Below are 11524 nucleotides of genomic sequence, written 5' to 3'. Positions count from 1 at the left end.
CCCAAAAGCGATTGATTCATACTTTTTCATTTATTAAGTGTAACAGAAAGCTGGTCAATATTACCCAAAAACCAATACTATTATGAAAAAATTTCATCTGCTCTACTTACTATTTACCCTGCTTTCTATTTTTACCCATGCTCAGACCATTACTTTTGTTTCTGAAAAAACGGGTACTCCACTTCCTAAAGTTTCTGTATTGGGAAAAAATGGAAATATACTTGCCTTCTCTGACATTAATGGTAAAATAGACAAGCAAACTTTAACTCCTGACCAGGAAAAATTTCAGCTGGTCTATAATAATTTTCCGGTTGCCACACTCTCCTATTCAGACCTGGATCAACCAGTAATTAAAATTAATGATCAGGTAAAAGAAATTGAAACGGTAGTCATCAAAAATAACAAGCTTGCAAAATATATTTTTATAAAAGGTAATTTCAATTCTTATGTTACCGTAAACAATAAGCTGAATGCTTATGCTGACGGAATAATTACGTACGTTTTTGATAATAAGACTAAAAAACTGAAAAGCAGTTATGTGGAACAATACCGGGCCTACAGACTAACAGATCCCCAAAAAGAAAAAAAGCAGGTTGCAAGTTGGGACTATGGCAATTCATTGGATATTCCAAATATGAAAAAAGTGGGAAATCCAGATGAATATAGAAAGAAAAACATAAAGATCAGAGAACTTAAAGGAGCTTCTAAAGATGAAATTGAAGTTACCGGAGAATATCTGCAGCAAAAAGAATTTGCAATTTTTGGATTCCGGTTTTTTGATTTGAAAGGAATTCAGAATATCGCTTTTGAAAAAAATTCACAAAAAACACTTAAAGACTTGCTAGAATTCAATGAGCTGCTTTATCTTAAACTAAAACATAAAAGCGAAGAAAAATTCAATCAAATTATTAATTATCAGAACTTTTATACGACAGAAATCAGCTTTGGTAATGAGAATAATCTTGACGGAGTAAAATTCAATAAAGATTACAGCAATTACACAACTCACTATTGGAAAGAGCCATCCTTCCCAAATATGCAGACTATTTTCAGCAGCTTTTTCAAGGATGATCTTAAAGAACAACAAAACAAAAAATAAAATCCACTATTAATAAAGGTTTTATTAAATTTGCAACAAACCAAATAAAAATGAAAAAGTTTTCTTTTCTACTTGTTTTCAGTCTGTTGCTTTTTATGGCATGTAAGAAAGATCATGTAGATGCTACGAATACTAAAACACTACAGTCTAGTATCAATGATATGACTGCCAGTTTATCAACCATTAAGCAGATTAAGTTTAATGAAGCTCTTTATATCCTTAAGACATTTGGTGTAGAAGCTGACGGTGATGTGAATGAGCTAAAAGCACTGGGACAGCTGATCAATGGAAAAAAAGTTCCTGAGATTTTGGCCCTGGCTGACGAAGTTGCACAGAAAAACGGAATAGAATGGGCCAGTACTGCCCCACCATCACTCGGAGAAATGAATATCTTTGGGGATGATAAAGCTAAAGAAAGCGATCCTAACGATGTAAAAGCAGGCTCATTGAGCATTGTAACAACACCTACAGGTAATGATGGTGCAGGAGCTCCTACCGCCATTCAGGTTGTTCCAAGACTTGTAGATGCGGCAGGAAACCCAGTATCCTTTACCGGAGCAGGTCTGGAAGCTACATTGGAGGTTTTCAGCAACGGAGTTCGACTTGCTACTGCTAAAAATCTAATGCAGGATAATAACTTTAAAGGATTCAACTTAAAGTTCTCTTCCATCCCTGCATCAAAAGTAGTAGATAACAAAATTGATATCACAGTTTCTGTAAAGACAACTGCCAAAACTTTCAAAATGTCAAAAATAGGACTTGATGTTAACGCAGCTGCCCTGAAAGTTCCTGCAGTCCCTAAAACGGATACTACAGCTATAGATCAGCAGCCAAGTGCCGTTATAGACCCTAATAACCCTACAGCAACTCCCCCAACAACTACTGATCCTGCTACAGCGGCCCCGGCAGCTCCCGCAGCGCCAAAACAACCGACTGCAGATCCTAAAAATACAGTCAGTAAGTTTTTGAACAGCGTAAGCTCTCAAAATCTGAAAGCAGCCTATGAAACATCCAACAATCCAAGCTGGGGAAGCTATGAGTCTTTCTCAAATCCAACGTCAGGATTTGGATCAGTAAAAAATGTTAGCGTAAAAAATATTACTACCAATGGAACCAATCCTAATGGAGCAAGTGTAAATGCTACTTATGACGTAACTGATAAAAGTGGTAAAACAACCTCTTTAAAGGTAACATTCGGGCTTAAAAACGTAAACGGAGACTGGAAAATTTCCAGCTATAAAATCAATCCATAAATGGCTTCAGCAGAACTGATCAAAAAACTAGAAAGCACAATAGAAAATGTTCCTGATTTTCCTATTCCGGGTATACAATTCAAGGATATTTCACCTATATTTCTAGATCCTAAACTCTACGAAGAAGTCATTGCAGATCTTGTAACCTTCAGTAAGGGAAAAGTAGATGCTGTCTGCGGGATAGAAAGCCGCGGATATCTTTTCGGAATTGCCATTGCTGTAGCTTTGGAAGTTCCTTTCATTTTAATTAGAAAGGCCGGAAAACTTCCTCCCCCAATAATTTCTGAAAGCTATGATCTGGAATATGGAAGTGCCGTTATAGAAACCCGCGAAGGACAGATAAAGCCCGGACAAAGGATTCTTATCCACGATGATCTTCTTGCAACAGGAGGAACTACAGAAGCAGCCGCCAAATTGGTAGAAAAACAAGGAGCTACAGTTTCCCAATTCAGTTTCCTGATTGGATTAACGGGCCTAAATGGAGATGAGAAGCTGAAGAAATTTGAGGCAGAAGTCTATCATATTTTAGAATATTAAGAAATACACCAATATATTCTCCGGCTCCGCTCAGCGTGACAGTCACTGCGAAACAACCCGTTTCAGAAATGTCATACTAAGCAGAGCCGAAGTCTTTTTAGTATAAAAAAAAGCAAATTCTCAACATTTACATAATAATACCAATAAAGTATTTTGTAAATCATTCAGAAACAATTAAATTTGCATTTCAATTTTTAAAAACTTATGGCAAAATTGGGAAAGAGTGCTCAGAATGAGCAAGAAGGTAAAGAAACAGTTGAGTTCTTTAAAGACCTTGACAGAGAAGCTTTAAACACTGAGAGATTCATTGAAAAATATTCAAAACCGTTAGGTCTTGTATTTGGAGTTTTACTTTTAGGAGTTTTAGGATTTTTCGCTTACAAACAATTTGTAGTGGCTCCTCAAAACACTGAAGCTGTAAAAAGTTTCCTTGCTGCTCAAAAAAACCTTGCAGAAGGCAAAGATAAAGAAGCATTGGGCGGTAAATCAGCTGCTAACCCAGGTTTTGTAGGAACATATAACGAATATTCTTCTACCGAAATAGGTAAACTTTCTTCTTACAATGCTGGTTTATTGAAATTCAAAGAAGGAAAATTTCAGGAAGCTTACGATCTTTTAGATAAGTTTTCTTCAAAAAACAAAACTTTAATGGCAATGAAGTATGGTGCTATGGCAGATGCAAAGTCAGGACTTAATAAGAATGACGAAGCTCTTTCTTTATTAGACCAGGCATCTACAGCTTCTGATGATCCTTATACTACTTATTTTTTCACTAGAAAAGCAGGTATTGTAGCTTTAGGATTAAACAAGAAAACAGACGCTAAAAAATACTTCTCTGCAATTGACGAGAAATATCAGGACTACGACAACGGAATGTCTGATTCTTACATTGAAATGACTAAATATTATTAAAAAATGGCAACAGTTAATCTTTCCGATTACAAGCCACTTCATATAACTAATGCCGAAGATTTTTCTATCGGCATTGTTTTTTCTGAGTGGAATGACTTTGTAACGTACAATCTTCGTGATGCAGCCTTGGAAATCCTTGAAAAAGAAGGTGTAAAACCTGAAAACATCAAGCTTTTCCCTGTTCCCGGAGCTTTTGAATTGAACTATGCAAGCATGCAGCTTTGCAAAGAGAGAAAATATGATGCAGTAATCTCTATAGGCTGTGTAATCCGTGGAGAAACTCCTCATTTTGACTATGTATGTTCTGCAGTAGCACAGGGAATAAAAGACTGCAATATCATGACAGATACTCCCACAATCTTCTGTGTTTTAACAGATGATACCAAAGAGCAGTCTATTGCAAGAAGCGGAGGTGACCTTGGAAACAAAGGTGTTGAAGCTGCGGTAACAGCTTTAAGAATGATTGATTTCAAAAAGAAATTATCTGATAAAAAAGGGAATATCGGTTTCGGTCACTCTTAATTTTTGATCAATCCAAACAATCATATATAGGCTGTCTCACAAATGAGATAGCTTTTTTATTTTAGCTACCACTACATTCATCCTTTTTTACAGTCTTTATAGCCAGAAAAGAAGTAACTTTATTCTTCATTTTACTTTTTATCACAGTGTTTTTAAAATTTCAATTCATTAAATAAGTTCCAGTTTCCATTTAACTTTTAAAGATTCATAAAATCTTATAACAAAGCTTATGTTTTCATTTTTTTATGTAAAAAGTTGTACACAAAAACTATCTTTGTGAAAACCAATATAGACAGTAAATACATGTTTTTAAGAAAAATAAAACCTTTCCTATATTTAGGAGTTTTCTATCTTGTTATTTCGTTGATAATAAGAACAGTATTCTTTTTTCATCCTATTACTACCGCTAGTTTTGGATTTTTTGAGGTCGTAAAGGTACTGTTGGTAGGTCTTGTGAATGATATTTTCGTTTTCATACTTGCCAGCTCTATTCTCGCCCTGTACTTCCTGTTCCTTTCCAATTCAAAATATAAAAATCCTTATGGATACATTATTTTTGGAGCTTTAGCACTATTCTTTCTCTATATATGGCTTATTCCTAATAATATTTTCAAACAATACGGTGGCTCTGTAACGGAAGTAGCCCTCGCTTTTGTAGGAATAAAAACACTTTTCTTCGGACTGATGCTTTTCCTGCCCACCCAAAGACTCAAAATCCGTAATGTACTATATTTTACTACCTTGCTATTATACGTCCTTGTGATTATTTTCAATGGCGTGAGTGAATATTTCTTTTATAATGAATTCGGGGTACGCTATAATTTCATTGCCGTAGATTATCTGATCTATACCAATGAAGTAATAGGGAATATCATGGAAAGCTACCCTGTTATTCCTTTATTTTCAGGAATAATGATTGTAACGCTTACTATTACCTGGTTTATTTATAAGAAAACAAAAGATGAATTGCTGGAATTACCTGATTTTAAGCAAAAGATGGTGCTGCTGGTATCATTTGTTGTTCTTTGCTTTATCAGTACACTGACCTTGCCATCGTTAATGCAAATTAAATCTGACAATGTTTTTGCTGATGAAATTGAAGCCAATGGGCTCCCTAAATTTTATTGGGCTTTCACTCATAATGAACTGGATTATTTTCAGTTTTATTCACAGCTTAATCAGCAGCAGGCTGAAAAGAACTTCCTAAGCCAATATCCACAGCATACATTATCAAGAAATATTGTTGCTGAACAGCCGGAAGTAAAGAAAAATGTAGTATTGATCTCTATTGAAAGTCTTTCAGCAGACTTTATGGAACATTATGGAAATACCCAGAAGATTACTCCGTTCCTGGATAGTTTAGCAGATAAATCATTACTATTTACCAACCTTTATGCTACAGGAAACAGAACTGTACGCGGACTGGAAGCATTAACGCTGTGTATTCCTCCTACAGCCGGAGAAAGTATTATCAAAAGAAATGACAATAAAAATAAATTCACAACAGGAAATGTCTTCAAATCCAAAGGATATGATGTAAAATTCCTGTATGGCGGATACAGTTATTTTGACAATATGCAGGACTTTTTCGCAGGCAATGGTTATGGAATTGTAGACAGAAACAACTTTAAACCTGAAGAAATTACGTTTGCCAATGTATGGGGAGTTGCTGACGAAGATATGGCAAGAAAGGCTATTCAGGTGATGAATGCTGAAGCAAAATCGGGGAAACCTTTCTTCAATCACTGGATGACTGTTTCCAATCACAGACCGTTCACCTATCCGGATGGAAGAATTGATATCCCGGGAACATCAAAATCACGTGAAGGAGGGGTAAAGTATACAGACTACTCTCTTAAGCTGTTCTTTGAAATGGCTAAAAAACAGGAGTGGTATAAAAATACAGTCTTTGTAATCATTGCAGACCACTGTGCATCCAGCGCCGGAAAAACAGAACTTCCGATGGATAAATACAGAATTCCTGCTTTAGTTTTTTCAGAAGGTTTTATTCAGCCTCAGAAGTTTGATAAACTTATGTCTCAGATAGACCTTATGCCTACTGTTTTCGGATTATTGAATTTCAGCTATCAGTCTAAATTTTTAGGTCAGGATGTCTTTACAAAAGAATTCCAGCCTAAAGCTTATATTGCAACTTATCAGGATCTTGGTTTTGTAAAGGATAACCGTCTTACGATCATCTCGCCGGTAAAAAAGACAAAACAGTATTCTCTGGAGCTGGAAAAAAGCACTCTTGCCCCTGAATTTAAATTGTATTACAACGAGAAGCTATTAAAAAATACAGATCAAAAGCTGGTAGATGATGCTATTTCAGCCTATCAGTCAACATCATACTGGCTGAAAACAAAACAACTTAACAAATAAAGATTTAAATATTTTAAAATGAAGATATACATAAATTTTCACTTAAAATATTTAAATTAACCAATAAAAATAATTGATATGAAATGGACAGACGACAGAGGCGGAAACGTTGATGACCGCCGTGGTTCAGGTGGTGGCAGCGGTGGTATGATTGTAGGTGGGGGGCTCGGCACTTTGATTATAGCCGCAATAGTCTTCTTTTTGGGAGGTGATCCTTCCGGTATTCTGAACTCGGGGAGTATGCCAGCTTCCGGAAATTCCGCTGAAACCAGAGAACTTACTGTAGAAGAAAAAAATATAGGGGAAATGGTCAAAATGATGGCAGCATGGAATACCCAGACCTGGAACCAGATCTTTACAGAAAATGGAATGAAATATAGCGACCCTGAAATCGTTCTTTTTAAAAGCACAACAAATTCTGCATGTGGTACTGCCCAGGCAGCCATGGGCCCATTCTACTGTCCTGCTGATCAAAAGATATATATGGATATGAGCTTCTTCAATGAGCTTCAGCAAAGATTTGGCGCCAAAGTCACTGAATTTACGGTAGCATATGTTCTTGCTCATGAAATGGGACATCACATACAGACCCTGCTCGGTACCACTCAAAAAGTGGATGCCTTAAGGAGAAGCGGCAGATATTCCGAAGCACAAATGAATCAGGTATCAGTAGCTACAGAGCTTCAGGCAGATTTTTATGCGGGAGTGTGGGCCAAAAGAACAGATGATACCAAACATATTCTGGAACCAGGAGATATTCAGTCTGCAATAGATGCAGCACAAGCTGTAGGAGACGATAATATTCAGAAAAGATCACAAGGATATGTTAATCAGGAAAGCTTTACTCATGGATCCTCAGCACAACGTAAGGAGTGGTTTATGAAAGGGTATAACACCGGAGACATCAGACAAGGAGATACTTTCAATCAGCTTTTGAAATAAATAAATATCATCAAAATAGAAAACCCCTGAGGAATATTCCTCAGGGGTTTTCTATTAATTTGCTGTCATCAGTAAACAATTTTTTATGTACAACAATGTGTACACTAGAAAATAGTACAATATATTAAAGTATTTTGGGTCCTAATTTTTTAAATTTAGTTATAATCAGTATATTTTTTTTCGAATTTTCCAATTTTCACAAAAAAAACATTCCTTGACTTTTACCTGAAAATTACCATAAAAATGCACATTTTCATGCAAAATTCAAATATTTTTATTTATAATTTTGAAATATTCAACGTTGAAAAGTATTGATAATATTGAACTTATGATTGCAACATAGGCTCGATAACAATACGAAAGTCTATGCCAGTTGAACTGGTAAAAAATTTATTAACTAAAAATTTCAAAACAATGAAAACATTAAATGTTACGCAAATGGAAAATTTGCATGGTAATGGCCGTTGGTCAGATTGTATGGTCGCAGGCTATAGTTCGGTTGGAGGAATTGCCCTGAATGTTGTAGGGTCCTTTTTCACAGGAGGGGCTGCTGCTATATTTGTTGGTGCTTCTCTTGGATGCCTTTAAATTCAGTAAAAATTAATCGAATTATGAAAAAGAAAATATTTTGGTGTACATTACTTATTATAGGGTTTTTAATAACTTTTTATCTGGAAAGAAAATTTCAATCTAAATACTCCTTTGGTTATTATTATATCTATATTTTTCTTGTACTTACTCCAGTAATACAAAGCCTTTTCCCAAATTTAAGAAAATATGGGCTGGGACGTTTTTTCAATAATAAATAAAATTTGATTAATAATAGAGAGGTGTAAAAGCCTCTCTTATCTAAATATTTTCAATTCTTTTTTATCGTACAATAATTAAAAGCTTGCGATAATTAGTATGAGAAGCGAGAAGGAAAACCTCAGTAAAACCCGGGATTATTAGCTCTAAGGATAATGCAAATGTATAATTTCATTTGAAAGAAACATTTTTTATAAAGCAAAAACTTTCACATCAGGATTTTCATTCGCTTAATATTACCAAAAATTGAAATAAGTGATGCTAAACTTAACCTGAGTCTAATTTTATTCAAAAAAAATATAAACAACTGAATAACAGTTATTAACGATTTTTCAGTTCCATTTTATTTCATATTTTAGGGAAAACAAACAAATGAGAAAAGCTACTTATCTTGACCGGAAACATATCGTTGATATATTGTGTCAATCATTCATCGATGTCCTCATTCCTAATTCCATCAACTTTGTAGTTAAAAAATCCGGTAACCGATCAAAAAGGCTGAAAGCCCTTATGGAATTTCAATTTGATTTGTCTATGATGGATGGTAATGCATTCTTAAGTGATGATGGCAAAGGATGTATTCTTTATCTTGACAAAACAAAGTTTAGTTTTAGAAAACTGCTGCTCGAAATTAAATTATTATTTACCTGTATAGGCTTAGAAAATATGTTTAAAGTCCTAAAGAGAGAGAAACTTTTAAAAAATTTTCATCCTGAAGAAGAATTTATCCATCTCTGGCTTATGGCTGTCATTCCACAAGAACAGGGAAAAGGAATCGGAAGCCAGCTTTTAAAAGAATCACTTGAAATTTATAATAACCAGCTTATTTATATAGAAACAACAACTCCTGAAAACCGAGCCTTCTATACACGAAACGGCTTTATTATCTTCCATGAAACATTTGAATTAGATTATCCTCTTTATTTTTTAAAATATGTTTAATACTGAAATTTGTTTTAGCACATTTATTTATATCATCATATTCATATTGATGATCATTGTGGTGTGCATCCAACTGATTTTCAAATGGAATACTCGGGATGTAAATTACTATCTTAAATTTTTAGGAATCCTTTTATCAGGGTTGCTTTATAATATCGTTGAAGGGCTTCTTCCTGATAAGAATTTTGAAATTAATCTTGTCTCACAGAATATCTTCGCATGGATTGTCGGATTGGCTGTAGTGTTTCACTATTTTGTTTTTATAAAAAATGAGTATAATTTAACTTTTAAAGGCAAGCTATCTTTACAATTAATTGGAATATTTACTCTGCTGTCTTTTATCATCTTATTTATCCTTCCCTATACCATTACTGGCTCATTAGAAACTTCGAGAACTTATTTTCTAGGTTTCTTTTTGGCATTATTGTCATTTGCTGCTATACTCGTAATACACAAACAATATATAAAAATAATAAACCGGAAAAACATCCTATTCAAGATCTATGATTTTAATGGAATACTAGCCTTCTTAGCATTATTATCTCTTCCTGTTACGATATTAATATTTGGTGATAACCAATGGATAGAACAGACTTTTTTCAGTCTCGGGTTTTTTGTTTTAACCGTTGACCACTTCTTTTACGGTTTACGTAGGAAAGAAATGAAAAAAGATATCTCTTTTGAAACCCTTACTATAAGAGAAACCCAAATACTAAATATACTTCTCAAAGATCCTAATTTGAAATATGCTGAATTAAGTAAAGCATTGAACATTTCTGAAGGAGCCCTTTCGTCTCACCTGTCTAATATTTATAAGAAGCTAGGTATAAAAAGTAAAGATGAAATTAGAAAAATAAGCGAGTTCTATAAAAACACACTGGATGTCTAACAGAACCTTTAATTTGCAAAAATCTAATAATCAAATCTTAAAACCCTTAGGGATTACCTTTAGAAATTTAAGGATAAAATCTTTTGAAACTTTTCCTCATCAATATAAGTTAAAAAACACATTTTTATCTTTTGTATGTGCAAGCTATAAAAAATAAATGCCAGTGATCAGCTAAAGCCCTAAAGATTCTTTTCATTAATTCTTTTTATTAGTTCTTTTTTACTTTTAACATCTACTTTCTTATATATATTGGATAAATGAGTTGATACAGTTTTCTCTGAAATATTAAGTTTAGTACTTATCTCTGCATATTTAATTTTCTCATCATTTATAATCAAGTTCAAAATTTCTGATTCCCTATCAGTAAGATCATATGAATAAACTTGTTGTATAGAATTTTTGTATAAAAAATATTCTATACAGATAAAAAAATACCCCAAAGTAAATAGAGTTTGTTCAACTGTCTGATCATCTCCTAATAATAGCATAGTAATAGGCACTGAAACAACACTAATAATACCGGTTAATCCCGCTAAAGAATGAAATTCCTCATACTTATTTTTAAATCCAAAATAGTAACTAAATTGACTTTTGTAAATAATATATAATAGCAAAAAAATCAATAAAACTGGGAATACTAGAAATATTCTACGTGAAATCTGTAGGTTATCAGTAATAGTATATGGAATTATAAAACCTACTACCAGATTTACTGATAGAAAAATAATTATATAATTAAACTTTAAATAACTCCTGAATGTCAAATTATAATATAAGGAAAGATAATAGGCATAATATGCAATTGTTACTAAACCAATCGTATACGCAATAATATTTTGGGAAAGAATATTTATTTTAAGGTTTTTATCAGGAAATAATCCTGAACTAATATTATTCAATAAAACAGACAATGTTAAAAGGAAAAACTTATAATTAAAATTTTTATTGCCTTTAGTCTTTAAAATCCCTACGAATACAATCACCAAAATAAATAGCAACGTACATATATATATAAATGTGACAAATTTTATCTCTGAGCCAAACATCTTATTTCAAGTATTTTATTAAAAAATAGAAGTCAAACCCAAAATCTTCAACATGATAAATCTCAAAGCCTAGTTTCTCATAAAAAGGGATATTAATTAATGTAGAAGTTTCTAAACAAATAGCATCTGTCTTACCTATATAATAACTTATTATTTGTTTTAAAAAATCGCTTCCCAATCCCTGCCCTTGCAC

General features: G+C 33.4%; 12 protein-coding genes. 10 read left to right on the top strand and 2 right to left on the bottom strand.

Going from position 1 to position 11524, the window contains the following annotated elements; translation table 11 throughout:
* Positions 1-82: 82 nt before the first annotated feature.
* From AC27VX_RS01610 to AC27VX_RS01565, 10 genes are all read left to right on the top strand, one after another.
* Entirely contained in the window at positions 83-1099 is a 1017-nt protein-coding gene (locus AC27VX_RS01610) for a hypothetical protein (RefSeq protein WP_488693537.1), read from the top strand.
* Positions 1100-1149: 50 nt separating this feature from the next.
* Positions 1150-2352 (top strand): hypothetical protein, encoded by a 1203-nt coding sequence (locus AC27VX_RS01605; protein ID WP_236856854.1) that lies wholly within the window; start codon positions 1150-1152, stop codon positions 2350-2352.
* The gene (locus tag AC27VX_RS01600; protein WP_236856853.1) at positions 2353-2889 is read left to right on the top strand and encodes an adenine phosphoribosyltransferase; all 537 of its coding nucleotides are present in this window, start codon (positions 2353-2355) and stop codon (positions 2887-2889) included.
* A 204-nt stretch (positions 2890-3093) separates the two neighbouring features.
* A complete protein-coding gene (locus AC27VX_RS01595) occupies positions 3094-3801 on the top strand; it encodes a tetratricopeptide repeat protein (RefSeq protein ID WP_236856852.1) in 708 nt (235 codons plus the stop codon).
* 3 nt (positions 3802-3804) lie between these two features.
* Positions 3805-4323 carry a 6,7-dimethyl-8-ribityllumazine synthase gene (ribH, locus tag AC27VX_RS01590; protein ID WP_034734563.1) on the top strand — a complete coding sequence of 173 codons (519 nt, stop codon included), beginning with the start codon at positions 3805-3807 and terminating at the stop codon, positions 4321-4323.
* Positions 4324-4626: 303 nt separating this feature from the next.
* Entirely contained in the window at positions 4627-6705 is a 2079-nt protein-coding gene (locus AC27VX_RS01585; RefSeq protein WP_236859544.1) for an LTA synthase family protein, read from the top strand.
* A 78-nt stretch (positions 6706-6783) separates the two neighbouring features.
* Positions 6784-7647: a KPN_02809 family neutral zinc metallopeptidase gene (ypfJ, locus tag AC27VX_RS01580; RefSeq protein ID WP_300684912.1), complete on the top strand. Its 864-nt coding sequence runs from the start codon at positions 6784-6786 to the stop codon at positions 7645-7647.
* A 438-nt stretch (positions 7648-8085) separates the two neighbouring features.
* Positions 8086-8235, top strand: coding sequence for a hypothetical protein (locus AC27VX_RS01575; RefSeq protein ID WP_236856851.1), 150 nt, complete (start codon positions 8086-8088; stop codon positions 8233-8235).
* Between the two features lie 591 nt (positions 8236-8826).
* Positions 8827-9396, top strand: a complete 570-nt coding sequence (locus AC27VX_RS01570) for a GNAT family N-acetyltransferase (protein WP_488693532.1) — start codon at positions 8827-8829, stop codon at positions 9394-9396.
* Positions 9389-10285, top strand: coding sequence for a helix-turn-helix transcriptional regulator (locus tag AC27VX_RS01565; protein WP_488693530.1), 897 nt, complete (start codon positions 9389-9391; stop codon positions 10283-10285). The genes AC27VX_RS01570 and AC27VX_RS01565 overlap by 8 nt, the downstream gene beginning before the upstream one ends.
* Positions 10286-10464: 179 nt before the next feature.
* On the opposite strand, the gene AC27VX_RS01560 is transcribed toward AC27VX_RS01565, so the two are convergent.
* Positions 10465-11331 carry a response regulator transcription factor gene (locus AC27VX_RS01560; RefSeq protein WP_236856848.1) on the bottom strand — a complete coding sequence of 289 codons (867 nt, stop codon included), beginning with the start codon at positions 11329-11331 and terminating at the stop codon, positions 10465-10467.
* 1 nt (position 11332) lies between these two features.
* Positions 11333-11524, bottom strand: a complete 192-nt coding sequence (locus tag AC27VX_RS01555; RefSeq protein ID WP_488693528.1) for a hypothetical protein — start codon at positions 11522-11524, stop codon at positions 11333-11335.

Source organism: Chryseobacterium sp. 14P4.3.2, from assembly GCF_057799275.1.
Note: the sequence above shows the minus strand (reverse complement) of the source record. Positions and strands in the feature narration are given on the sequence as shown.

What these genes read in the sequence shown, in the direction of transcription:
- AC27VX_RS01610 (WP_488693537.1), top strand. Translation starts at nt 83, where the DNA reads ATGAAAAAATTTCATCTGCTCTACTTACTATTTACCCTGCTTTCTATT.
- AC27VX_RS01605 (WP_236856854.1), top strand. Translation starts at nt 1,150, where the DNA reads ATGAAAAAGTTTTCTTTTCTACTTGTTTTCAGTCTGTTGCTTTTTATG.
- AC27VX_RS01600 (WP_236856853.1), top strand. Translation starts at nt 2,353, where the DNA reads ATGGCTTCAGCAGAACTGATCAAAAAACTAGAAAGCACAATAGAAAAT.
- AC27VX_RS01595 (WP_236856852.1), top strand. Translation starts at nt 3,094, where the DNA reads ATGGCAAAATTGGGAAAGAGTGCTCAGAATGAGCAAGAAGGTAAAGAA.
- ribH (WP_034734563.1), top strand. Translation starts at nt 3,805, where the DNA reads ATGGCAACAGTTAATCTTTCCGATTACAAGCCACTTCATATAACTAAT.
- AC27VX_RS01585 (WP_236859544.1), top strand. Translation starts at nt 4,627, where the DNA reads ATGTTTTTAAGAAAAATAAAACCTTTCCTATATTTAGGAGTTTTCTAT.
- ypfJ (WP_300684912.1), top strand. Translation starts at nt 6,784, where the DNA reads ATGAAATGGACAGACGACAGAGGCGGAAACGTTGATGACCGCCGTGGT.
- AC27VX_RS01575 (WP_236856851.1), top strand. Translation starts at nt 8,086, where the DNA reads ATGGAAAATTTGCATGGTAATGGCCGTTGGTCAGATTGTATGGTCGCA.
- AC27VX_RS01570 (WP_488693532.1), top strand. Translation starts at nt 8,827, where the DNA reads ATGAGAAAAGCTACTTATCTTGACCGGAAACATATCGTTGATATATTG.
- AC27VX_RS01565 (WP_488693530.1), top strand. Translation starts at nt 9,389, where the DNA reads ATGTTTAATACTGAAATTTGTTTTAGCACATTTATTTATATCATCATA.
- AC27VX_RS01560 (WP_236856848.1), bottom strand. Translation starts at nt 11,331, where the DNA reads ATGTTTGGCTCAGAGATAAAATTTGTCACATTTATATATATATGTACG.